The 22668-nt window shown below is 57.4% G+C and carries 21 protein-coding genes; 14 read left to right on the top strand and 7 right to left on the bottom strand.

Translation table 11 applies throughout. The features are described 5' to 3' along the window. Positions 1 to 5: 5 nt before the first annotated feature. Both Z945_RS0107915 and Z945_RS0107910 read right to left on the bottom strand, forming a co-directional pair. Positions 6 to 1904, bottom strand: coding sequence for a vWA domain-containing protein (locus tag Z945_RS0107915; RefSeq protein WP_025051565.1), 1899 nt, complete (start codon positions 1902 to 1904; stop codon positions 6 to 8). Next, positions 1901 to 2434, bottom strand: coding sequence for an RNA polymerase sigma factor (locus Z945_RS0107910; RefSeq protein ID WP_025051564.1), 534 nt, complete (start codon positions 2432 to 2434; stop codon positions 1901 to 1903). The genes Z945_RS0107915 and Z945_RS0107910 overlap by 4 nt, the downstream gene beginning before the upstream one ends. 121 nt (positions 2435 to 2555) lie before the next feature. Here Z945_RS0107910 and Z945_RS0107905 point away from each other — a divergent pair, with 121 nt between their 5' ends. Then, entirely contained in the window at positions 2556 to 3287 is a 732-nt protein-coding gene (locus tag Z945_RS0107905; protein WP_025051563.1) for a hypothetical protein, read from the top strand. 98 nt (positions 3288 to 3385) lie between these two features. Here Z945_RS0107905 and Z945_RS0107900 read toward each other — a convergent pair whose 3' ends face one another. Beyond that, positions 3386 to 4858, bottom strand: a complete 1473-nt coding sequence (locus Z945_RS0107900) for an NAD-dependent succinate-semialdehyde dehydrogenase (protein ID WP_025051562.1) — start codon at positions 4856 to 4858, stop codon at positions 3386 to 3388. 129 nt (positions 4859 to 4987) lie between these two features. Between Z945_RS0107900 and Z945_RS0107895 the strand changes: the two genes are divergently transcribed. From Z945_RS0107895 to Z945_RS0107860, 8 genes are all read left to right on the top strand, one after another. Then, positions 4988 to 6220, top strand: a complete 1233-nt coding sequence (locus Z945_RS0107895) for an MFS transporter (protein WP_025051561.1) — start codon at positions 4988 to 4990, stop codon at positions 6218 to 6220. 111 nt (positions 6221 to 6331) lie between these two features. Further along, positions 6332 to 7408 carry a coiled-coil domain-containing protein gene (locus Z945_RS0107890; RefSeq protein WP_025051560.1) on the top strand — a complete coding sequence of 359 codons (1077 nt, stop codon included), beginning with the start codon at positions 6332 to 6334 and terminating at the stop codon, positions 7406 to 7408. Positions 7409 to 7581: 173 nt separating this feature from the next. Continuing rightward, complete coding sequence (locus tag Z945_RS0107885; protein ID WP_025051559.1) at positions 7582 to 8703, top strand: hypothetical protein; 1122 nt, start codon at positions 7582 to 7584, stop codon at positions 8701 to 8703. Between the two features lie 73 nt (positions 8704 to 8776). Then, the gene (locus Z945_RS0107880) at positions 8777 to 10711 is read left to right on the top strand and encodes an AAA family ATPase (protein WP_025051558.1); all 1935 of its coding nucleotides are present in this window, start codon (positions 8777 to 8779) and stop codon (positions 10709 to 10711) included. Continuing rightward, positions 10711 to 11583 carry a hypothetical protein gene (locus tag Z945_RS0107875; RefSeq protein WP_025051557.1) on the top strand — a complete coding sequence of 291 codons (873 nt, stop codon included), beginning with the start codon at positions 10711 to 10713 and terminating at the stop codon, positions 11581 to 11583. The genes Z945_RS0107880 and Z945_RS0107875 overlap by 1 nt, the downstream gene beginning before the upstream one ends. Beyond that, the gene (locus tag Z945_RS0107870; protein WP_025051556.1) at positions 11580 to 12923 is read left to right on the top strand and encodes a DUF6638 family protein; all 1344 of its coding nucleotides are present in this window, start codon (positions 11580 to 11582) and stop codon (positions 12921 to 12923) included. Before Z945_RS0107875 ends, Z945_RS0107870 begins: the two co-directional genes overlap by 4 nt. Then, positions 12920 to 13186, top strand: coding sequence for a hypothetical protein (locus Z945_RS0107865; RefSeq protein ID WP_025051555.1), 267 nt, complete (start codon positions 12920 to 12922; stop codon positions 13184 to 13186). The genes Z945_RS0107870 and Z945_RS0107865 overlap by 4 nt, the downstream gene beginning before the upstream one ends. Positions 13187 to 13198: 12 nt before the next feature. Beyond that, complete coding sequence (locus Z945_RS0107860) at positions 13199 to 13831, top strand: DUF1523 family protein (RefSeq protein ID WP_025051554.1); 633 nt, start codon at positions 13199 to 13201, stop codon at positions 13829 to 13831. Here the strand turns inward: Z945_RS0107860 and Z945_RS0107855 are convergent. Beyond that, positions 13828 to 15405, bottom strand: a complete 1578-nt coding sequence (locus Z945_RS0107855; protein WP_025051553.1) for a DUF5928 domain-containing protein — start codon at positions 15403 to 15405, stop codon at positions 13828 to 13830. The two genes, Z945_RS0107860 and Z945_RS0107855, sit on opposite strands and share 4 nt — an antisense overlap. Before the next feature lie 140 nt (positions 15406 to 15545). Between Z945_RS0107855 and Z945_RS0107850 the strand changes: the two genes are divergently transcribed. Further along, on the top strand, positions 15546 to 16364 hold the full coding sequence (locus Z945_RS0107850) for a sulfotransferase family protein (RefSeq protein ID WP_025051552.1): 819 nt from the start codon (positions 15546 to 15548) through the stop codon (positions 16362 to 16364). A gap of 14 nt (positions 16365 to 16378) precedes the next feature. On the opposite strand, the gene Z945_RS0107845 is transcribed toward Z945_RS0107850, so the two are convergent. Beyond that, complete coding sequence (locus tag Z945_RS0107845) at positions 16379 to 17056, bottom strand: SGNH/GDSL hydrolase family protein (protein ID WP_025051551.1); 678 nt, start codon at positions 17054 to 17056, stop codon at positions 16379 to 16381. 64 nt (positions 17057 to 17120) lie between these two features. Between Z945_RS0107845 and smpB the strand changes: the two genes are divergently transcribed. The 4 genes from smpB to Z945_RS0107825 all read left to right on the top strand — a co-directional run bounded on the left by smpB (position 17121) and on the right by Z945_RS0107825 (position 20687). Continuing rightward, on the top strand, positions 17121 to 17609 hold the full coding sequence (gene smpB / locus Z945_RS0107840) for an SsrA-binding protein SmpB (RefSeq protein WP_025051550.1): 489 nt from the start codon (positions 17121 to 17123) through the stop codon (positions 17607 to 17609). Between the two features lie 128 nt (positions 17610 to 17737). Further along, entirely contained in the window at positions 17738 to 18592 is an 855-nt protein-coding gene (sseA, locus tag Z945_RS0107835; RefSeq protein WP_025051549.1) for a 3-mercaptopyruvate sulfurtransferase, read from the top strand. Then, positions 18592 to 19776: an amino acid aminotransferase gene (locus Z945_RS0107830; RefSeq protein WP_025051548.1), complete on the top strand. Its 1185-nt coding sequence runs from the start codon at positions 18592 to 18594 to the stop codon at positions 19774 to 19776. The genes sseA and Z945_RS0107830 overlap by 1 nt, the downstream gene beginning before the upstream one ends. Before the next feature lie 176 nt (positions 19777 to 19952). Continuing rightward, on the top strand, positions 19953 to 20687 hold the full coding sequence (locus Z945_RS0107825; RefSeq protein WP_037970786.1) for a winged helix-turn-helix domain-containing protein: 735 nt from the start codon (positions 19953 to 19955) through the stop codon (positions 20685 to 20687). A 79-nt stretch (positions 20688 to 20766) separates the two neighbouring features. On the opposite strand, the gene Z945_RS0107820 is transcribed toward Z945_RS0107825, so the two are convergent. Together Z945_RS0107820 and Z945_RS0107815 are read right to left on the bottom strand one after the other, a co-directional pair. Beyond that, positions 20767 to 22095, bottom strand: coding sequence for an ammonium transporter (locus Z945_RS0107820; protein WP_025051546.1), 1329 nt, complete (start codon positions 22093 to 22095; stop codon positions 20767 to 20769). A gap of 15 nt (positions 22096 to 22110) precedes the next feature. Continuing rightward, positions 22111 to 22449, bottom strand: a complete 339-nt coding sequence (locus Z945_RS0107815) for a P-II family nitrogen regulator (protein ID WP_025051545.1) — start codon at positions 22447 to 22449, stop codon at positions 22111 to 22113. Between the last annotated feature and the right edge of the window lie 219 nt (positions 22450 to 22668).

The raw sequence follows: 22668 nt of genomic DNA, 5'->3' as shown, positions 1-22668 counted from the left end.
TTTCGTTACTGCACCGACAGGCTTTGGGCCAATCGCATCAGCTGGATCGCCTCGGTACGGTAGCCAAAGGGATCGTCGCCTTTTGTTCGGGTCGCCAGCGCAATAGCATCGGCATAGGACCAGTCACCGGTATAGCTGCCATCCCGCAAAAGCTGGCCAAAGCCCGCGATTGCCGCGGCAAAGGTCGGATCGGTTGCATTGGTCTGGACGATCGGTGTTTCGATCAAGGTGCTGTCGGAGGCACCCGGTGCCTTGTAGCGCAGGCGCAGAAAGGCAAGCTCGTCACTTTCGGTCCGTGCGGGCTCTGTGGCGTAGCGCAAATCATCGTTCAGGATCGCGGGGGAGCCTACAGGCGTCACCTCATAAAGCGCAGTCACCTGATGGCCCGCACCGATGTCGCCTGCGTCCACGGCATCATTGTTGAAATCCTCGCGCCGCAGGGCGCGGGTTTCGTAGCCGATCAGTCGGTATTCAGCGACAGTGGCGGGGTTGAACTCCACCTGGATTTTCACATCATCCGCGATGGGAAACAGGGCACCCGACAGCTGGTCGACCAGCACCTTCTGCGCCTCTGACAGCGTGTCGATATAGGCGGCGGTGCCGTTGCCGTTTTGGGCGAGCGCCTGCATCGTGGCATCATCCAGATTGCCGCGTCCGAAACCCAGGACGCTGAGGTAAGTGCCGGTGTCGCGCTGATCGGCGATATAGTCTTTCAACGCTTCGGGGTTACTGAGACCGACGTTGAAATCCCCGTCGGTGGCGAGGATAACCCGGCTCACCTCGCCGTCCTTGGCCATCTTGGCAGCGGTGGCATAGGCTTGCTGCAGACCTGCCTGTCCCGCCGTGGAGCCGCCGGCTTCGAGGTTTTCAAGTGCATTCAGGATAGTCGATCTGTCGGATGCCGGCGTGGGGGCCAGTACCTGACCCGCGCTGCCCGCATAGGTGACGATGGCGATCTGATCTTCGGGGCGCAACTGTCCCAGCATCAAACGAAAGCTCTGTTTCAGCAACGGCAGTTTGTCCGCGTTCTGCATCGACCCGGATGTGTCGATCAGAAAGACAAGGTTCAGCGGCGGCCGGTTCTCGACTTCAAGCGCGGCCCCTTCAATTCCGATTTGCAGCAGTTGCGTGTCAGGGTTCCACGGCGTCTGGTTCAACGTCACAGTCGGGCGGAAGGCCGCGCCATCGGCGGGAGCGGCATAGTCATATGGGAAATAGTTGATCATTTCTTCGATGCGCACGGCATCTGCCGGCGGCATCTGGCCAGAGGTGAGGGCGTTGCGGATCACCGCATAAGATGCGGTGTCAACGTCGATCGAGAAGGTCGAAACAGGGTCCTCGGCGGTGATCTTGACCGGATTTGCCTCTGCGTTGGCAAAGCTTTCGGTATTGGCCTCCGGCAGAAGGATCGGGGGTTCGGGCATGACCATGCCAGAGGCCGCGTCGCCTTGCACACGCATTCGAGTGGCCGCGGCAGGGGCTGTAACGGCATAGTCCTGAGCCTGCAGCTCCATCTGGGGTGCTGGTGCGGCCCCCTGTGCAAGTGCTGGCGCGGGCGAGGTCGTGGGCGGTTGCTGTTTCAGCACCACCGAGGGCGGTGGGGCTGATGGGGAGCGGGGCATCAAATCTTGGGTCTGCGGCAGTAAGGCGATGAAACCGACGGCGACGATGGCAGTCGAGGCTGTGAGACCAGCGCGAGAGGTAAGGGCGTTCAGCATGGTTCGTACTCCTGAGATAAAACCCGTTTTCGGGCGATCAGAAGTAGGACGCATGCCATCCCGCGATCCTTGGAGGTCAGCGAAGTTTTTTTGCGCCAGCGCGATATTTTCGCGTTTGCGCGCGGCATCGGGCCGGGGTGTAGCGCGGTTCATCAGGGATTTGAGATCGTCGAGGTCGTCGGTCATACCGTGTCCTCCTTATGCAGGGACGCGAGGTTTTTTTTGGCTTGGCTGATGCGCCAGCTGATGGTGCCTTCGGACACACCAAGGATCTCGGCAGTCTGGGCGTGGGTCATGTCATCCAGCACCAGTGCGAGTGTATCGCGCAGATCGGCGGGCAGGTGGCGCATGGCAGTGGTCAGCCAGTCCAGCGCTTCTTCGCTTTGTTCATCGGCGGCACGGCGGTTTAACTCCCAATCGCCCCAGCCTTCTGCCGCGCGGGCGTGGGTGGCGGCGCGGCGGCGGCGGTCATGGGCCGCATTGACGCAAATGCGGTAGACCCATGTGGTAAAGCTTGCCTCTGCGCGAAATCCGCCCAGCTTGGCAGGCAGGGCCGCACAAATGTCCTGACACAGATCTTCCGCCTCGGCCTGTGATCCGGTCAGGCGGAAACACAGGCGGAACAGCCGGTCATACTGACGCTCTATCAGCGTGGCAAAGGCACCCGCATCCCCCCCGGCTGCAGCAAGCGCCAGCGTATTGTCATCGGTTTGCATCAACATCACCTAGGTATGACGCGCGCCAAACGTCAATCCTTGGTTCAGGTGCAAACTTTCTGAACGGATTAGCAATCTCTTGCTGCGATACGAGTGGGGATCGAAAGTTGCTGGAGTTTGCATGTTTGTTCTTCGCGTTTTTCTGATGGTGCTTTTTGTGGCTGCGGGTGCCGCGCGGGCGGAAGCTGTTTCGATACTGGGTAGTGGCGGCTTGAACTCCGGGCGCAACAGTCTGTTTATCACAGCGCGACTGCCGGAGAGCCGCAATTCGGCAGCTTTGTTCATCGGGCGGGATCACAAAGGCATGTTTTCAGACCGGCCTGCGCATGAGCCTGCGTTTGATGAAGTCGCTGTTACGGGCTTGCGCGGATCCGACGTGCAGGTGATCCGCGCGCTGATCGAGGAAGCGGAGTCGCGGCGTGATGGCTATGATGCCGTGCAGCATGGGGCGCGGGTCAAGCCGGGTAAACGGCCCACGCAGATGACACTTGCGGAGATTTTCAACTGGATCAAAGCGACGCCGGGCCAGCCCCATGCAATTGGCCGGTATCAGTTCATTCCCGCAACCCTGCGCCGCGTGGTGAAAAAAACCGGTGTAAAGCCCGGACAACGCTTTAGCCCCGCTGTTCAGGACCAGCTGGCGGATGTCTTGCTGGCCGAGGCGGGCCTTAACCGGTTTCGTGCCGGTAAGCTGGGTCGCACGGCATTCATGAACAATCTTGCAAAGATCTGGGCTGGTTTGCCGAACTCAAGTGGAAAGTCCCATTACGCTGGCTATGCAGGCAACAAGGCGTCCGTCTCTTGGGCAAGGTTCGAAGCCGTGATGCGGCGGGTCGGGCCGGATCGGGGATAGACTACGCCTGTGGACCGGCGACGCGCCCTTCTGGTTTCACCAAGGCACAAAAAAGGGCGGCGCAGTTGCACCGCCCCATTCGTATTTGCGCTGAACTCTCAAACGCTCAGGCAGACGTATTTCATTTCGAGGTAATCCTCGATCCCGTGGTGCGATCCTTCGCGGCCCAGACCGGATTGTTTGACGCCGCCAAATGGCGCGACTTCCGTCGAGATCAGACCTGTGTTCACGCCAACAATGCCGTACTCGAGCGCCTCGGCCACTTTGTACACGCGGCTTAGGTCTTTGGCATAGAAATAGGACGCGAGGCCAAAGATGGTGTCGTTTGCCATCTCGATCACATCGTCTTCGGTGTCGAATTTGAACAGCGGTGCAAGCGGGCCAAAGGTTTCGTCCTTGGACACGATCATGTCCTGCGTCACGCCTGTCAGAATGGTGGGCGCAAGGAAGTTGCCGTCCATTTTCTCGTCCTTGGTGCCAAGGATCAGTTCGGCGCCTTTCGACACAGCATCCTCGATGTGCTCTTTGACCTTTTCAGAGGCATCCCCGTTGATCAGCGGCCCCAGCTCCACCCCGTCTTCAAATCCGTCACCGACTTTCATCTGTTCGACGCGGGCTTTGAGTTTCTGGGCGAATTCGTCATAGACAGCGGCCTGCACATAGATCCGGTTCGCGCAGACGCAGGTCTGCCCGTTGTTGCGGAATTTGCACAGGATCGCGCCTTCGACGGCGGCATCGATGTCTGCATCGTCAAACACGATGAAGGGCGCGTTGCCACCCAGTTCCATGGAACACTTCATCACCTGGTCTGCGGCCTGTTTCAGCAGGATGCGGCCCACTTCGGTCGAGCCGGTGAAGGTCAGTTTGCGTACGGCGGGGTTTTCGCAAAATTCCTTGCCCACGGCAGAGGAGGACGACGACGGCACCACATTGAACACGCCCGCAGGAATGCCCGCGCGCTCGGCCAGCACGCCCATGACGATGGCAGACAACGGTGTTTCGGCAGCAGGGCGAGCAACAAAAGCACAGCCCGCGGCCAAAGCAGGTGCGGCTTTGCGCGTGATCATCGCGTTGGGGAAGTTCCAGGGGGTGATCGAGGCGGCCACGCCGATGGGCTGTTTCAGCACCATGATCCGCTTGTCCCGCTGGTGGCCGGGGATCATTTCGCCATAGATGCGTTTGGCTTCTTCGCCAAAGAATTCGATAAAGCTGGCCCCGTAGCCGATCTCGCCCTTGGCTTCGGCCAGTGGCTTGCCCTGCTCTGCGGTCAGGATGGTGCCCAGATCGTCTTGGTTGGCCATCATCAGATCGAACCATTTGCGCAAAACGCCAGCGCGTTCCTTGCCGGTCCAAGTGGCCCATTCCTTCTGCGCGGCTTCAGCCTGTGCAATGGCACCGGCCACCTGTGCGCGGCTCAAGTTCGCCACTTGTGCGATCACGTCACCGCGTGCGGGGTTCATTACGTCAAAGGTGCCATCCTCGCCGTCGACCCACTTGCCGCCGATATAGGCGCGGGTTTCCAGCAGGCTTGGATCCTTGAGCATGGATTTAAGATTTGTGGCGTCGGTCATGAATTCTGTCCTTTCGCATATGCTTTGTAGCTTCCAAAGCAACAAAGCGTATCATTGTCCAGTTCCCTTCTGCTTCATAGGGGCAAAGAAGCGGTGATTTAGGCTAGGGCAAGGGCGATTGTAGGTAGGATGGCGCAGGACGGACAGATCATCGCGATGGAGCGAAACCTTGCGCTGTACCCTTGGTTCAAATTCGCGCAGTCATTGATGTTCTGGCAGGCGGTGTGGTTCTTGTACTTTCAAAACGCGCTGACTCCGGCGGCGGCCATCGCCCTCTATGCGGTTTATGATATATCGGTGACACTGTGCGAGGTGCCGCTGGGAGTGCTTTCAGACAGGATCGGGCGCAAACGAACGTTGATCGCATCCGGGCTATGCGGTGCCGCGGGGGCGATCCTTCTGGCTTTGGGCGATAGCTTTGCTGTGTTTGTGATCGGGCAGGTTCTGATCGGGGCCGGTGCTGCTTTTGCATCTGGTACGGATAGCGCGCTTTTGTATGAATCCCTTGCAGAATCCGGTCGCGCCGAAGAGGTCGAGCAGCAGGAAACCCGCGCCTTGCAATATGCGCTTTGGGGCTTTGCGTTTTCGGCGGCTTTGGGTGGTGCGATGGCGCTGTGGTCATTCGAGGCGACCTTCTGGCTCGCGGGAATGGCGATGCTGGTGTCATGTACCATCGCAGTCAGCTTGACCGAACCGTCCCACAAGATCAGCACGGTGGTGCCGGGGACCACGCGGGAGGCCCTGCGTGCGACGATGGCGCAATCCGTATTGCGGTGGATTTTTGTGCTGGTGGTGGTGATGTATGGCTTTAGCCATCTGCCCTTCGTTTTCGGGCAGCCGTTCATCGCAGCCGCCTTGCAAGACGTTGGACTAAGCGACGAAGCACCGCTGGTTAGCGGCGGTGTGTCGGCTGTTATGATGGGCCTTTCCCTGATCGCATCGCTGTTTGCGGTGCGGCTGCGTGGCAAGATCGGTTTGTCGCGTATTCTGCTTGTGGCCTTTGGGATGCAGATCGCACTCATCTCGGTTTTGGCGTTCACGCAAAGCTGGATTGCCATCGCGGTACTCTTCCTACGGATGGTGCCGGATGCGTTGTCCGGGCCCTTTGTCATGGGGCGTATCCAGCCCTTGTTGCGCGACGACGTGCGGGCGACCTATGTGTCGGTTCAGAACCTATCCGGAAAACTGGTGTTCTCGGTGTCTTTGCTGGTCGCAGCGGGTTCGGCCTCAACCATGGCCGAGATGCCGCATGCCGACATACGGACAATCTTGATGTGGTACATCGCGGCGGGTGCGGTGGTCTGGCTGGGACTGGCGCTGAGCGCGCGATCTGCTGGCGTAGAGGTGCCGCGAGCGTATTGAGGGTTTACCCTTTCAAATGCCACACGGTTTTGACAAACTCACGCCAAGCGGGGTTTGGTACGCCATCAAACTTCCTATATTGAGATAAATCATTGAAGACAGGGGAACGCCGTGGCGAATTTGGATGCACAGGTCAAAGAGTCTCAGGCTCAGGTCGCGCAGGCGCAGAGTAAAATCTCTGAACTGACCAGTCGGATTGAAATTGCACGTGCCAAGCTGAAGTCGGGCGATGATGCGATGATGGACATCGAGAATGCCACGCTTGAGGATGTGCATGCCCATACCGAAGTGATGAACGCAAATATCGCCGAGTTGATCATGGGGCTGGATGACGTCACTGCAGGTTTCAGTCGTGATTTCGACGAGATGCGCAACAAGACAGGTTGGGAAAGCTTTGTCGGTATTTTTGCCAGCGCCAAGTCCGATGCAATGCGTCAGGAGCGGGTGCGCAGTGCGTCGATTGACGACAAGTTACAAGATTTGATCTCAAAATCCGACACCATCGTGAACCTGCTGGAAGGCCAGTTGGCAATGTTGGAAGAGCAAAAGATCAAGGTGGAAAACAACCTGACCGAAACGCTGGACGAACGCGAGTTCACCGTTTCCGAACTGGAAACGGTGCGGAGTGATATTCAGGGGATGGATCCGGCGATCATCAAGTTGGAAAATGCTATCGCGTCCGAGACCGATGCGGCCAAACGTACCAAGCTGGAAACCGAATTAGCCGAGGCCAATACGAAGTATAATGCGCTGGTGCAGGAGGAGCAGGTCAAGCTGGCCAAGTCCCAGACGCTTGAGCGTTATATCGAGAAGGGCAAAACTTGGATCGACTCGCTGCAAAATCAGGCGGCAACGCAGATGGTGCTGATCAACAAGCTGCAAACCGACACCAAGCAACGTGTTGTTTTGTATGATGCGCTGACGAAATCGCTCAAGACCGCGCAGCAGCAGGATGTGGCACACCGCATCAATGAAATCGGCGTTAAGACAGACCAAGAGGCGCAGTCCGCCATGGCGGGTATCGGGGCGGCCACCAATGCACGTATGGCCGAGATGATGGAGAAGCACGAGGACCACATGGTATTCGCGCGCGAGGTGCTGGAGGCAAAAGCCAAGGCAGACGAAAGGTTTGCCCGGCGGTTTCAGGCCATCATCGAGAAGCATGACAGCAACCAGTACGGGGCTTAAATGAGTATGCCTAAGAAGCATCGCATCCCTTTGGTTGCGTCGATCTGGCTGATTGCCGTGCCACTGGCTTGGCTCGGGGTTTCAATGCGGCGCGCACCGTCGATTACGTTGAATGGGTGAGTGCGGCTCATCCGGTCTCTGCCGAGACTTCTTCGCCCCGGTGATGGCGGCACATGTCTGATCTCACGCGCGACCATGTCGGGTTGAGCGAAACCCAAGCCTCGCGTCGGTACTTCCGCAAATTCGAAGGCATCATGCAGCATATGCTGGACGTGGCAGCGGTCTTGCGCGCCGAGGGCAGGCTGAACACGGATGAAGTCGAGATTTTGACGCGCTATGCGGTGAAGTTGAACCATAGTTTCAAGGCGTTGGGTCTTAAATATCTCCTGGTCGGGCGCGAGACGGGCCGTTTCTTTGGATCATTGACCATTGACAACCGCGACAGCGGATTGCCTGTGACCGCCGAAATCATGACGATGGCCAATGACGCACAACAGGCATCGGCACATTTGGCAGGCATGGCGGCAGTTGATGCGCTGAAGGATCAAATGGTTCAGGCGATATTGGCCGAGCGCAAAGTGCCCACCAAGTTGCAATTCGCGCTGTCACAACGGCTTTATTATGAAGAGCTGGCGAAGGGCGATCTGTTCTGGGTGCAGAACGAGGTTCAGGCGCAGTGGGTGGGGATCGCCGCGGACGGCCGGCGGCAGTTTCGTCTGCATTGGGCAAGTTACGACAGCGAAGTCAATTTACCTGTCATTTACATGATGGAGCTTGAGGATACCGGTCGCGTCGGCCTGCCCAAAGACCCCCGGCGGTGGCCCGAAGTGCAGGGCCATTTGAGCGCACAGGCTTTGGGGGGATTGAAACTTTTGACAATTGCCAAAGGGTTTGACGAAGATTTTGACGACCTGCACCCCAAACGCTTGCGCCGGTTTCATCTCGGTCCGATGTATTCACATGCCTATACCCGGCAGGCCGGACCGCTGCGCGATGTTTTGGCAGAGGCTGCCGCGCCCGAAGGTCAGGACTGGGCGCTGGTCTGGACCGAGGAAGAGCTTTTGTCGGACCGGGTGATCGCACAAAAGTCCGGTTGGTTTTCAACTGTAGAGCGCGAGGTGTTCGCACTTGACCCCTTCGCCGCACAAGGGCCTGATCTGGGGGCAACGCGGCAAGAACGTTCGATCATTCTGCCGCAGCGGGTGTTTCAGGTACTGGATGAAAAGCAGCCTAGCGGTTTTGCTTCTGTGCGGAAGTTTGTGGTCGGCGCGTCGGGGCGGGTGTTGCAGTATTAAATCCGAGAGGGTGGTGCGGGCAGCGCGTGTTGGATCGGTATATAAGGCCAAAAAGAGAAAACAGGAGGCGCATGTGAGCCAGACATCTGATGCGATGGAATTGCGGGAAGAGGATATTGCGGGCCATGTGGCCATCGCGCAATCGCTGTTGGAGGGGTTCGATCATGCGCCGCGGATCGGCACGGCGCGGAGTGGTGCGCCGGCAGAGCGGTCTTCGGGCATCGTGACGCGGCGGCGGTTCCGGAGTACCACACCGGGGTTGGTGACGCAGCGGCGGGTGGCCTCGGGGGCGGTGACACTGATCGGGCGGGTTGAAGGGGCGGATAGCGATGATGCGCTGATGTCGCCGATGCAGGCGACGGTGCTGCACGCGCTGCGCCGGGCCATCGCGATTGCGGTGGCGGTGGCCGAGAATGTGGCAGAGCAGTCCGGGCTTGGCGATCTAAAGCGGTCGAACCTTGACGGGTCATTGCCTGCTGCGCGTAAGACGGAATTCTCTGAATTGCTGGCCGCGGAGTCTTTGGTCACGCTTTATGTCTTTGGCAATGCGACTGCCTATTTGCTGTCGTCCCATTTGCCGGAGGTTTCTGTCGAGGTCGGCGAGGTTGAGGAGGTTTTGCTCGACAACGGGCAGACCGCTTTGCACGGCGCGTTGTGGGAGTTGGATCAGGACATCGGTGCGCATGGGTCGGATGATGCGCACGTGGTGGCGACGGTCGCGGCGTTTGCGGAGCAGTTGATGGAGAAGGTCGCGCTGCGGGCGCAGGAAGCGCCGCGGTTGGAGGGGTTCAAGAACGCCAGCTGGCGGGTGGAGGCGGATGATTTCATTGTCGCGGGGTTCTCGCCTGCGTCCAAGGCCAAATCCACCAAGCTGACCATGACGTTCAAGAAACCCAACGAGGTTGTGGGCAACCATATCGCCAAATATCAGGCGATGAAGCTGGCCAAGATGCTGATGGCTTATGACTTTGACCGGCGGCTGAACCCCTTTGCCGAACTGGGCGGGTTCATCTTTACCTTCATGGGCGACGGCGCACCGGGGACGGGTAAAACCACGCTTATCCAGATGATGGCGGGGCTGATTTCGGAGTATTGTGGCAATGCCGGCTATCCGTTTCGATATCAGAACCTGAGCACCGATAATATCGACAGCTATCAGGGGAAATCGGGGCAGAACGCCAAGGCGTTTATCAACAACATCATTGATCCCAACGTCATCGGCTTTGGGACGATTGACGACATTGATCAGTTGGCAGGCAAGCGCGGCGACAGGCAGTCTTCGGCGGGGCAGTTGGAGATTACCGCCGTGCTGATGGAGAGTTTTGCGGGGGCGAATACGGTTGTGCGCGGGAATTGCACCTTCGGCATGTTCTCGAACTATCCAGAGAATGTGGACGATGCCTTGCGCCAGCGGGCGGGGGCAAGGTTTTTGGTCGACGGGCCGCAGACGCGGGAGGATTATGTGGATATCCTTTATCTGTTGATGGGCGAGAACCACGACATCCCGCTGGGCGATCATCAGGTGTTCGAGGCGCAGGCGATTAAGAAGGCTGTGGCGGCATCGTTCGAGGGGCATGCGCGCCCGCATGAGGCGGGTTTGCTGACGGTCTATGAGGCGGTGCAGGCGGAGATCGGGGAGCTGGATACGATCAGCAAGCTGGGGACGTACCTGAAGGCGATACAGGAGGCCGATCCGCGGTTCACCGGGCGGGCGATCAAGAACATCACGGACGCGGTGAAGGTGCGGGCGATGGACTTTGAACTGCCGGATGAATGGATGGCCGAGCCGGATTTGTTTTTGTTCAAAGGGTATGATGAGAAGAAGGCGATGATTGAGGGGATGCGCCAGCCGATCACCGTGGAGATGGTGGTGCAAGAGATCAATCGGTACGCGGATTCTGAGTTCCGGTACGCGGATAAGTCGGATGAAGTGGCGATTGAGAACGCGGTGCGGGATATGGGGCGGATGGAAGAGGCGAAAAAACGGTATTTGGATCGGGAAAGTTAATGGCTTCGGCAATTACAAGATCATCAATTTGGTCGCGGGGACCGTTCATTTTCGGCGTAGTGCTGACAATCGTGGTGCTTGCATTTGCGGCGTTCTCCCTGTTTTCGTGGCCGCCTTGCGTGGATGTCGGACCATGTAAGTCGAACTGGGATGTCCTTCGCTTTGATTCCAAGCCAAATGAGATAGGAGATTTGCTTGCTGGTTTCGCTGGAGCCCTCGCTTTTATCTGGATCGTTGTGACAGTTTTGCTTCAAGCCGCTGAATTAAGGGAACAAAGAGAACAATTCGAAAAAATGGCAGATGCCCAGGAAGAGCAAGTGCTGCTATTAGTTAAGCAAGGGGAAATCTTCTCAGAAGAACAGGATTATCGACGTTCTGAGAATGTATGGAGAATAATTGAAGAGAAATTGCAGGTCGTAATTTTTCATATCGAGGCTATTCCAATCAGATGCAGGAAATGGAGTTTTACTCCGCACCCACCCAAGGGTATGCGAGATGTTGCCAAGCCTGAATGGAGAAAAAAATATAGTCGTCATGTGAAAATCTTTGAGAGCGATCCTTCACTAGAAAGCAATCTGGCCAAACTTGCAAAGTGGTCTAGGGAACTGCATTTTCTTAGAGCGGAAGTGATGAGCTTTTTGGCAAGTGCTGAAAAGGAGCGCGGCTTACTTAGCACAGCAACAAGATACCAAGGATATTCCCAAATCCTAGAGCTCTTGAAAGAGCTCTGCAATTCAAAAGCCCATGTCGCTGGAGACGCACACACGATTAGATTCGAGGGCCTTGGCTTGGAGAAGTTGGTACATGATTTGGAAGCCGTTCTGATTGAGGATGGCCTCTGGGCTGGCGGTGAAGGGATAACGCCGCCATGAACCGCCTCATCCGCCACGGCCTCATGTTCGGTAACCTGTTCCATGTCTCCTCGCCCGCGCTGGTCGAGCGCTACAACCGTGCGCTCGAGCACCTCACCGGCAAACGCACCGACCTCACCGATTTCCACATCGATATCTCCGGCTATTCGCCTGAGATCGGGGACGCGCTGCAAGACCATGCCTACCTCAACCACCAAGGGGTGAACCGGCAGTTCATTTTGCTGAGTATGGAGCAGCGGACGGCGCCTTTGTTGCATATGAAATTCTCGACCTCGCGGGGGATCCTGAAGGAATTCATCGACAAAAATGAAGCGCAACTCTTTGCCCTGACGGCCCGCGATGCGGTGGCGGGGGAGTTGGTGAATTCGGTTTACGATGTGTCCACGCCCGCGCGGCTGTTCGATTACCGGCGGGTGGAGATTGAGGCCGATACCACAGGCGGTGCGGTGAAGGATGCGTGGGAGTTGGGGCGGCTGGTCGGGCGGTTCAAGAATGACAAGGACGGCTGGTACGACGATGTGCTGATCGCCGAGATGATAACGCTGGCGGGCAAGACGGGCGATATCACGCGAAACCCGGTTTCGTTGTCGCAAATGCGGTTTGACCAGCGCAACTTCTGGACGGCGCATTTTGGCGGGATGTATCTGTTTCAGGACGTAGCGCATCCGGCGGTGATTGCGCCGGGGGGTAAGGATCATCTGGGCAAGCTGCCGATTGAACACGTCTTTGACGCGGGCGACCGGAACCAGATCGCCAAATTCCTCAAGCTGAACGGGCTGGTGGAGCCGATTGTCGAAGGGCGCAAATCACGTGCAGCAGCGATCCTGCGGCAGAAGATGGATTTCATTCTGGTCGATGCTGTGGCCGATCAGGGCGGTGACCTGACCGGGGCCACACGCGCCGATATGCGCAGGCTGGCGCGGCAGCATCATGCGCTGCTGCCGCCGGAGTTCCACGCGCTGAATGCGCTGGTCAACTGGGCCGAAAGTGGCGGTGCCTGGCCCAAGATCGCCTCCGACCATCCGGCTTACTTCTATATGTTTCGGGCCAGTGACACGCCCGATGCGGCGCTGGTGAACATGCTGCTGGCCGAACTGGCGCCTAAGGATGCGCGGCAGATGTTCATTTGTCACAAGGAGTTGTTCTACGCGACCTACAAAGGCTGGCACGAGGCCAAGAAGGCCTACGTTGTGGATTTCCTTGTGGCGGAGTATCAGGTGGATAAAGCGGGGGCGCGCGATACGTTATTCGGCCATGACGCGCCGATGGAAGAGCCTGGCCCCGTGCCCGATATGATCGCACGGGTTGGCCCCTGGGGCGCGGTGAGGAAAAAACGATGATCGGGTTTATCCGGCTGTTTATCATGCTGTTCGTGGCATTGACGGTGATTTATGTCAGCCTGTCGTTCTATTCCCGCGCGGTGCGGCGGTCCAAGCTGAAGAAAAAGTGGCATGATGGCAAACAGCTGGTGGACCGTGATACCTTTGTGCAGCGCGGGCTGGAACGCTATGACGGGTCGATCCGGCGCAAGCTGATTTTAGGTGTCTATGTGGTGCCTGTGGTTGTGATCGCGGTGATCATCTACCTGACGAATTTTACCTGAGAGGGTGTGTTGATGTTTACAGTACTCAAATGGGTGTTCTGGGCGACCTTCTGGACGCTGGTGGTTGCGGTTTTCCACTATACCCTGCCGCAGGTCGATATTGTGCGGGTCACGGACACCTATGAAAAGCGGATTGATCCGGGCGAGAATTCGCTGTTCTGGGCGCAGGCGGATGTCGGCTCTGACGGGACGATGGCCAACCGCGATGTGTTCTTTATCCAGACGCGGCGGGTGAAGGGCGATGTCATGGTGTACCGCAATGAGGATACGGGCTGGGGCTGGCCGCCGTATTTCAAGTTTGACACGTCGAACCTGCAGGCCGAAGCGGCCGACGCGAAATCAACCAACGAGGCACCGCGTTATTTCGCGCTCAAACACTATGGCTGGCGGAACGAGTTTTTCACGATCTTTCCCAATGCGATCTCGCTGCGCCAGGTCGAGGGGCCGGAGGCCTCCAAGGGGATACCCTTCCTGAACATCTTTATCATCACGCTGTTTGCCGCAATCAGCTGGGCCATTTGGGTGCGCTGGCGCCGTTTTCGCATGGCGCGGATTGATCCCACGCTAGAAGCGATCGAGGATGATATGGCCGAGAGACGCGGTGCTGTGCGGCGCTGGTTCGGGACGTGGAAGAAGAAAACCTAATCCGCGAACAAATAGTCGGTCTGCGCGATTTCTTCGGCCTTGTCTTTCGGAACGGCAAGAAATGCACTGAGCGCCTCGGCGTTCATTTCCGCATCTGCGGCTTCCCGCATCCGGGTCAGATGTTCAAACTGCGCGTCCCGAATGCGGTCGGATTCAAACACCATGTCGTTGCGGATGGTGGGCAGTAGCCGATCCAGCGTATCGGCCGAGGTTTGATCCCCCGCCAGACCCACGCGCATCGCATGGCCGGTCAGATAGTCATCGGTAAACTGGCATTCGATTTCCAGAATACGGGTGACAGAGCGGTCAGAGGCGAAGTCGTTCAGCAGATCAAGGTTGGCCGGGTCCATGCAGATGATCAGCTTGTCCGTTTCGAAATAGTCAAACAGCATACGCATCAGCGCCCTCCGGTGGCGGTGGCGCTTTTCCAAAGTGTTCTGGATTCCGCCCAGATCAGGCAGTGGCGTGTCCTCCTCGTTAAAGAGGTATTCGATGGCTGGGACGTTCGTCACCTGCCGGACCCGATCCAGCACGCGTTTGGCCACATGCCATTTTTTGCACACTACAATCAGTAACTCACGCTCCCGGCCCAGCGTCGATTCCGTTTCCCAAAAGCGCGTGGCAAAGCGGCGGCCAATGCGCCCCCGGCCCGACAAGAATTGGAACAGGCTGCGCCCCTCGTTGCTGATCTGGAACTGCACCTTCTGCGCCACGTAAAGCAGACCAAGCCGGCGTTTCAGGTCTTGGGCCTCGGGGCTGATCTTGCGGGCGAACAGATAATCTTGCGAAAGCAGCAATTCGTAGTGGTCATTGTAAAACGTCACTGGCATGCCGTAGTCGGTGAACATCAAGAAGGTCAGTGTGCGCGAACGGATTTCCTTCCCGGGGACAAGGTGGCGTACCAGTGTCTGGAAAAAGGTTTCATCCGGGATCCATGTGGTGCGGAAAAACCTTACAACGTCGCGCCGCATGCGCACGAAATCCAGCACCCATTCGATGGTTTGACGACGTAGGCACCACCACTGGCTTCCGATCATGATTTGCAAATCGCCGGGAATGGCGCGTTCCAGCCCCAAACGCTTTTGCGCTTCAAACAGGAAATAGAACAGCTTCTTGTGTTCACGCTCGTTGACAAAGTGACGGTAGATCAACCGCTCTTCTTTCCAACCTGTCTTGATCCAGTCGCTTTCGAAATAGTCGAAGCTTTCGATAAAGTCGGCATCGTTCTCGTCGAGGAACTTGTGGGTGTATTCGGCGGATTTGATCGCCATGCAATCACCCGACAGCATGTAAAAATGCGTGGCCCGCGGAAAGGCATCGACCGCTGACTGCACGGCATTCAATGTGGCTTGCACCAAAGACCATTCACCCCATCCGCATTTGATGCGCTTCTTGGCAAAGGTCACGTTTGGATTGTGCTTCAGAGCGTCCTGAATTTGCTTGAAGTGGCTGGGTTTGGCAGAGGCATCAAAATGGATCGCCATAAAGTCGCCCACTGCCGTCAAACGCTCCGCCTGCCGAATGACGGCGACGGGGTCCTTGTGACATAGAAGAATATAGGCGATTTTGGCCATATTGAAGACGATGCGCCTGTTAGACTGCGATTGTTTCGTTGATAAAGGTGAAGACAGATTGAATAAACACCATTAATTTGCTTTTTTAAGGCAAGAGTGAACTGTTGCGCAAAACAGTCATATGAGCAGAGGGCGAGAATATGGGGTTTCCGGGCACCTGGATGACGGAAAGTGAAAGCGTTGTGTACCGGGTGGTGCCCAAATGTGCCTGCTCGACTATTGGTCAGATCATGTTTTATTCCGATCATGGCGCGTTTTTTGACGGTGATATCCATGATGCGCAGTCCGGCATGCACAAATGGGCGCTTGAAGCCTCGCAGACACCGATTTCGGCCAATGTGACCAATCATGCGTCCTATGCTTTTACCTGTGTGCGCAACCCTTACACGCGCATCCTGTCTTCGTTCTTTGACAAGATTTGCGGCATTCAGCGCAACGGCAAACGCTACCGCGGCAATCTTGTGCCGCTGTTGATCCAGAAATACGGGATCGATGTGGGCGGTCCCGATGGCAAGCAAGAGTTTGATCAGATCGCCAGCTTCCGGCGGTTCCTACTGTTTGCCCGCGATACCATCCGCTGGCGTCGTCCGATGGACCCGGACATCCACTGGTCCGCAATGTCAGGGCATGTCAGCACCTTCATTGCCAACGGCGGCACCTATGACAAGATTGTTTGGACCGAAAGCTTTAATGACGGGATGCAGGACGTCCTTGATTCAATCAAAACGCCGAACAAGGTGAACCTGACCGAGATCCCACGCTTTAACGAAAGCGAAGGGCATGGGCCCAAGCGCGCGCATCCGGTCGAGAATTATTTCGATGATCTCTCGATGCATCTGGTGCGCGAAATTTACAAACGCGACTTTGATCTGTTCAAATATGACTTTGATAATCCGGGCAACAAGATGCCGATTGGCGAGATTGATCTGGAAGAGGTCCATAAAAAGCTGGGCGACTGACGTCACCAGCCGCTTCACTCGAGGCTTTGGATCAGCTTGATCACCCGCGCTGCGGCGGCGGCACTGCCCTTCGGAGAAGGATGGATGAGGTCGAGCGCATGAAAGCTGCGGTCGCCCTGTGGCACGAGATCGGCCAAGGACACAAAGCTGACGCCGGAATCGCGTCTCGCCATGTTTCTTAGTCGTGCCTCCAAAGCGGCACCCTCATCTTTGCAATGCTCTATGGGCGATCCAAGGCCCGGACTGCGCAGATACCCCAGATAGATCACGCGCGCGCCGCCAGCCCGTGCTTGGCGCACGGTGTCAGGGATCAGCCCGGCGGTGCCATCAGGCGATATCAGCCGCGCCATACGTTTGGCACACCGCATGCAGCCACAGCCCAGCCATAGGTCATTGCCGCCACCGTTCATCACCACATAGTCCCAGCTGCCCTTGCGGTATTGCTTGGTGATGTTCAGCCCCACCACACCGGTGATTGGTAACCGATAGACATACATGGCCCCGGTGACGGCGGTGCTTTTCACAAATGCATTCAAGCCACGGCGCAGAGCGTGCGAAAACGACTGCTGCGAGGAGCCGTTCGAGGTCATAAAACTGTCGCCCATCACAAGGATGCGTGGCGGATCGGGATCGGTGAGGCCCGGGGTGCCTGTCCCTAGCACGAGAACGAGCGCAAGCAGCAAAAGTCTCATATCTACGATCCGCCTCTCTTACCTGTCCCTTGCGCGCGCGCGTACATCATCCTAAATGCCCTATATGTCTCAGGTTAAATCATCCTCAAAATCCGACCCGAATTATAAGGTCATCGCCGAGAACCGGCGGGCGCGATACGATTACGCGATCGAGGAAGATATCGAATGTGGCATCATGCTTGAAGGCTCCGAGGTGAAATCGCTGCGCAATGGCGGTGCGAACATCGCCGAAAGCTATGCGGCGGTTGAGGATGGGGAGCTGTGGCTCGTGAACTCCTATATCGCGCCGTACAAGCAGGCCAAAACCTTTGGTCATGAGGAGCGGCGCCGCCGCAAGTTGCTGGTGAGCCGCAAACAATTGGCCGATCTGTGGTCCTCCACCCAGCGCAAAGGCATGACGCTGGTGCCGCTGGTGATGTATTTCAACCATCGCGGCATGGCCAAGGTCAAAATCGGTGTCGCCAAGGGCAAGCAGAACCACGACAAACGCGAAACATCGGCCAAGCGTGATTGGGCGCGGCAGAAGTCGCGACTGCTTAAGGACCACGGCTAGGAGCACGCGTTTCGCGGTCGAGTTCTGACCGTGCAGAGGGTTGCCTGTGGCGTTGGAAAAACACCCATCCTCTTGCGGGCAGAGCGCGTGAAAGGTAGGTCAGAAGAGACCTATTGAAAGGATGGCCCATGTCTGATGATCCCAAAACGCTTGTCTCTACTGAGTGGTTGTCCAAACATTTGAAAGACCCAGATCTGCGGCTGCTGGACGGCTCATGGTATTTGCCGGATGCGGGCCGTGACCCCAAGGCTGAATATGACGCGGCGCATATTCCAGGCGCGCGGTTCTTCGACATAGACGATATCTCGGATGCACGGTCCGATCTGCCGCATATGGCCCCGCCGGTCGAGAAATTCATGTCGCGCATGCGGGCGATGGGCGTGGGCGACGGCCATCAGGTCGTGGTCTATGACGGGGCCGGTTTGATGTCGGCGGCGCGGGTCTGGTGGCTGTTTAAACTGATGGGTCAAGAAAATGTTGCCGTGCTGGATGGCGGGCTGCCGAAATGGGTGGCCGAAGGGCATCCCACCGAAGACATGCCGCCCATTCCGCGCGATCGTCACATGACCGTGCGCCTGCAAAACCAACTTGTGCGCGATGTTACGCAAGTGGCCCATGCCTCCAAGCTGAAAGACCCGCAGATTGTTGATGCCCGTGCGCCCGCCCGTTTTAAAGGCGAAGCGCCAGAGCCACGCGAAGGGTTGCGTGCCGGGCATATCCCCGGATCGCGCAACGTGCACTATGAGACGCTGCTGAACGACGACAAGACGATGAAATCGGTCGAGGAAACTCGCGCGGTGTTCGAGGCTGCGGGAGTCGATCTGGGCAAGCCTGTGATAACCACCTGCGGCTCTGGCGTGACAGCGTCAGTCTTGGCATTGGCGCTCGAGCGGATGGGCCACAATGACTGGTCGCTTTATGACGGGTCCTGGTCCGAGTGGGGCATGTTCCCTACGGTTCCTGTCGCTACCGGAGAAGCCTAATGTTCGAAACACTTCAGGCACAGCCTGCCGACAAAATCCTCGCTTTGATGCAGATGTTCAAGGACGACCCGCGCGACACCAAGATTGATCTGGGTGTCGGGGTCTACAAGGACGCCACGGGGCTTACGCCAGTGATGCGGTCGGTCAAGGCGGCCGAGCAGCAGATTTGGGAATCACAGGACAGTAAGGTCTATACCGGGTTGGCGGGTGATCCTGCCTTTGCCGATGCACTGGTCAAGCTTGTGCTGGACGATGCTGTGCCCCGCGCAACTGTCGCGGCTGCGGCCACGCCGGGTGGCACAGGTGCCGTGCGTCAGGCGTTCGAGATGATTAAGATGGCGAAACCCGATGCGCGGGTTTTTGTCTCTGACCCGACATGGCCGAACCATCTGTCGATCCTGAGTTATCTTGGGGTCGAGGTGGTGCCGTACCGCTACTTTGATGATGCAACACGCGGCGTTGATTTCGACGGCATGATTGAAGATTTGAAACAGGCGCATGCGGGTGATGTCATTTTGCTGCATGGCTGCTGTCACAATCCCACCGGTGCGAACCTGAATGCGGCGGAGTGGGATGCGGTGATCAAGGTGTTGCAAGACACCGGGGCCACGCCAATGATTGATATCGCCTATCAGGGATTTGGGGATGGGCTGGATGCGGATGCCGCAGCGACACGCAAGATTGCGGCGGCGGTACCGGAGTGCCTGATTGCCGCCAGTTGTTCGAAAAACTTCGGCATCTACCGCGAGCGGACCGGTTTGTTGATGGCGGTGGCTGCGAATCCCGCCGCTCATGCGGTAAACCAGCAAACGCTGGCATATCTCAACCGTCAGAACTTCAGCTTTCCACCTGATCATGGGGCACGGATCGTCACCACGATTCTAAACGATGACGCCTTGCGGGCTGATTGGATGGCGGAGCTTGAGGAGGTGCGCGGCACCATGCTGGGCCTGCGTACGCAGCTTGCTGGCGAATTGCAGCGGCTTTCCGGGTCTGACCGTTTCGGCTTTCTCGCGCAGCACCGCGGGATGTTCTCTCGGCTGGGCACGACGGCTGACAAGGTCGAGGCGCTAAGGGCCACGCACGGGATCTACATGGTCGGGGACAGCCGGATGAATATTGCCGGGCTGAACAGCCAGACTGTGCCGATCCTTGCTGCGGCAATAGTGGATGTGGGTATCTAAAAGCCGCTCCAGGTTCGCCGCAGTAGCGTTTACCAAGCACTCAGGAAGCTGCTGACGGCAGCGAGGGTCAGGTGTTATCTCTCCTGCAGGCCGGATAGGCCGGTGGATTTTGACAACCATGTGCGTGGTCCTGCGGGCCGCGCAGAATCATGCACCTCAATCTGACGAGGTGACGTATGAGGGCAATTCTAAGCACGGCAACGTGGTTCGGCGCAAAGGTCGAACACGACTTGCGATCAACGGGTACATTGGTCACGGCAGTTTCCGACGCAGGAGATCTGTTGGCCTGCCTCGATCTTGTGCGCCGCGCCGCGATTTTGATAGAAACTGACCTGCCGGATCGCAATTGGCTGAGCCTGTTTCACGAGATACGTAACGCACAGCCAGCGGCGACTGTTATCGCGCTCTCCGAATCTCAATCCGTGACGGAGGACATCGCGATCCTGTCAAAGGGTGTCGATGATATCCTTACACCCCGCATGAGTGCAGATGAGGTGAGAGCGCGTGTCTTGCGTGTGATGACCCGGCGGGCCGGTTTTGCCACGTCGGTTTTGCGGGCGGGTGCGCTGACCATCGACACGGTGGCGCGACGTGCTTTCTGGGCGTCGAACCCGCTGCACCTGACACCGTCGCAGTATGAAGTGCTTGAGCATCTTGTTTTACACAAGGAGCGTTTGGTGGACCAGAATGAAATGATGGGGCTGCTGTATGGTATCGAAGAGGGCACGCTATCCTGCACACTTCATGTCTTCGTCCATAGTTTGCGGTGCCGGATGGCACAGGCCGGGGCACCCAAGGATGTGATCCACTCGGTGAAAGGGCGGGGCTACTGCCTTGTAACGCCGGAACGACGCGAGGCAGACCGGGCGGAGGGCTATGATTGGCTGACCTTCCTGAGCCAAGCGGCCTGATTGCCAGACCCACCCTGATGTTGAAACGCAAAAGGCCCGAAGCAATGCTCCGGGCCTTCTTTGTACTTATGGGAAGGGATTAGCCTTTGGAGAAGTCAGGATAGGCTTCCATGCCCAGCTCTGATGTATCCAGACCCATGATCTCGGCTTCTTCGCTGACGCGGATGCCCATCACGGCCTTCAGGATGAACCACACCACACCCGAGACGACGAAGGTGAAGATACCCACGACGAGGATGGAGTACAGCTGCGTGCCGATGCTTGCGTCGCCGTTTGTCAGGACCACCGCGATGGTGCCCCAGATACCTGCAAAGAGGTGCACAGGGATCGCACCGACCACATCGTCGATCTTGAGCTTGTCGAGGAAGGGCACTGCGAAGACCACGATCACGCCACCAATGCCACCGATCAGTGTCGCCATGCCAAGGCTTGGCGTCAGCGGCTCGGCTGTGATGGAGACAAGGCCCGCCAGCGCGCCGTTCAGGATCATTGTCAGGTCAGGCTTTTTGTACATGATCTGCGTCAGGATTAGCGCCACAACAGCACCACCGGCAGCGGCTGCGTTGGTGTTTGCAAAGATGCGGGACACGTCAGCGATATCGCCTACAGACCCCATAGCGAGCTGCGAACCACCGTTAAAGCCGAACCAACCCATCCACAGGATGAACATACCCAGTGTCGCGAGGGCGAGGTTGGAGCCCGGCATCGGGTTTACACGGCCGTCTTTGTACTTGCCGATACGTGGCCCGAGGATCAGGGCACCGGCCAGAGCGGCCCAGCCACCCACAGAGTGGACAACAGTTGAACCTGCGAAGTCGAGGAAGCCCATTTCGTCCAGGAAGCCACCGCCCCATTTCCAGGAAGCCTGCAATGGATAGATGATGCCGGTAAGGATCACGACGAAGATCAGGAAGGGCCACAGTTTGATGCGCTCAGCCAAAGCACCCGACACGATCGAAGCTGTCGCCGCACAGAACATCAACTGGAAGAAGAAGTCGGAACCGGTTGAGGCATATTCGCCATCGTCGGCCCCTGCCAGATCAATGCCAACAGCTTCAAGAACACCGGGGCCAAAGACGCCGGAAAGCACACCTTCGACAGACCATGAGCCCAGCGGGTACATCAGGTTATAGCCAAACGCCCAATAGGCGATTGCGGCCAGAGAGAAGAGAGACACGTTCTTGGTCATCTGCATGGTCACGTTCTTGGAACGCACCAGACCCCCTTCAAGCATGGCAAAGCCTGCGGCCATCCAGAACACCAGAAAGCCACCAATCAGGAACAGCAATGTGTTCATGATCCAGATCATTTCAGCGCTGACAGGTGCCGCGGCAGTGTCTTGCGCCAGCGCGACCGTCGGCAGCATCAGCGCCGCGGCGATTGCGGGAATGAGAGTTGTATTTTTCATCATTACGTCCTTCGTTTAGATGGCGTCATCGCCGGTTTCGCCGGTGCGCACGCGTACCGCCTGTTCCACATCGAGCACAAAAATCTTGCCGTCGCCGATCTTGCCGGTCTGTGCCGTGCGCGAAATCACTTCGACCATCTGGTCGGCAATCGCATCTGCGACGACCAGTTCCAGTTTCACTTTGGGCACGAAGTTCACGACGTATTCCGCACCACGATAGATTTCAGTGTGGCCGGATTGTGCGCCGAAACCTTTGATTTCAGTGACCATCAGCCCGCGGACGCCCGCTTCGGTCAGTGCCTCGCGCACCTCCTCCAGCTTGAATGGTTTGATAGTTGCAATGATGAGTTTCACCTTTGATCCCTCTTCCAATGTGCAGGTTGAACCCGCGTTGTGTGGGAGCAGGAGCAGGTATTTCACGTTGGTTTGGAAGGTTCTCGGGCCGATTCAGTCCGCCCAAACTGCCGAAGATGATTAATAATTAATCAAACATAGAATATCGCATAATAAATGTGCATATGTTTGATGCGTATCAGGCCAAGCAAGTTCTAAACAATCTGCGCAAAGCGGGCT

The sequence above is a fragment of the Sulfitobacter noctilucae genome (assembly GCF_000622365.1).
Taxonomy (GTDB): domain Bacteria; phylum Pseudomonadota; class Alphaproteobacteria; order Rhodobacterales; family Rhodobacteraceae; genus Sulfitobacter; species Sulfitobacter noctilucae.
This window is presented reverse-complemented; position numbering and strand designations above follow the sequence as displayed.

What these genes read in the sequence shown, in the direction of transcription:
- Z945_RS0107900 (WP_025051562.1), bottom strand. Translation starts at nt 4,858, where the DNA reads ATGACCGACGCCACAAATCTTAAATCCATGCTCAAGGATCCAAGCCTG.
- Z945_RS0107885 (WP_025051559.1), top strand. Translation starts at nt 7,582, where the DNA reads ATGTCTGATCTCACGCGCGACCATGTCGGGTTGAGCGAAACCCAAGCC.
- Z945_RS0107905 (WP_025051563.1), top strand. Translation starts at nt 2,556, where the DNA reads ATGTTTGTTCTTCGCGTTTTTCTGATGGTGCTTTTTGTGGCTGCGGGT.
- Z945_RS0107910 (WP_025051564.1), bottom strand. Translation starts at nt 2,434, where the DNA reads ATGCAAACCGATGACAATACGCTGGCGCTTGCTGCAGCCGGGGGGGAT.
- Z945_RS0107850 (WP_025051552.1), top strand. Translation starts at nt 15,546, where the DNA reads ATGGGGTTTCCGGGCACCTGGATGACGGAAAGTGAAAGCGTTGTGTAC.
- Z945_RS0107915 (WP_025051565.1), bottom strand. Translation starts at nt 1,904, where the DNA reads ATGACCGACGACCTCGACGATCTCAAATCCCTGATGAACCGCGCTACA.
- Z945_RS0107845 (WP_025051551.1), bottom strand. Translation starts at nt 17,056, where the DNA reads ATGAGACTTTTGCTGCTTGCGCTCGTTCTCGTGCTAGGGACAGGCACC.
- sseA (WP_025051549.1), top strand. Translation starts at nt 17,738, where the DNA reads ATGTCTGATGATCCCAAAACGCTTGTCTCTACTGAGTGGTTGTCCAAA.
- Z945_RS0107855 (WP_025051553.1), bottom strand. Translation starts at nt 15,405, where the DNA reads ATGGCCAAAATCGCCTATATTCTTCTATGTCACAAGGACCCCGTCGCC.
- smpB (WP_025051550.1), top strand. Translation starts at nt 17,121, where the DNA reads ATGTCTCAGGTTAAATCATCCTCAAAATCCGACCCGAATTATAAGGTC.
- Z945_RS0107865 (WP_025051555.1), top strand. Translation starts at nt 12,920, where the DNA reads ATGATCGGGTTTATCCGGCTGTTTATCATGCTGTTCGTGGCATTGACG.
- Z945_RS0107860 (WP_025051554.1), top strand. Translation starts at nt 13,199, where the DNA reads ATGTTTACAGTACTCAAATGGGTGTTCTGGGCGACCTTCTGGACGCTG.
- Z945_RS0107820 (WP_025051546.1), bottom strand. Translation starts at nt 22,095, where the DNA reads ATGAAAAATACAACTCTCATTCCCGCAATCGCCGCGGCGCTGATGCTG.
- Z945_RS0107870 (WP_025051556.1), top strand. Translation starts at nt 11,580, where the DNA reads ATGAACCGCCTCATCCGCCACGGCCTCATGTTCGGTAACCTGTTCCAT.
- Z945_RS0107895 (WP_025051561.1), top strand. Translation starts at nt 4,988, where the DNA reads ATGGCGCAGGACGGACAGATCATCGCGATGGAGCGAAACCTTGCGCTG.
- Z945_RS0107875 (WP_025051557.1), top strand. Translation starts at nt 10,711, where the DNA reads ATGGCTTCGGCAATTACAAGATCATCAATTTGGTCGCGGGGACCGTTC.
- Z945_RS0107825 (WP_037970786.1), top strand. Translation starts at nt 19,953, where the DNA reads ATGAGGGCAATTCTAAGCACGGCAACGTGGTTCGGCGCAAAGGTCGAA.
- Z945_RS0107830 (WP_025051548.1), top strand. Translation starts at nt 18,592, where the DNA reads ATGTTCGAAACACTTCAGGCACAGCCTGCCGACAAAATCCTCGCTTTG.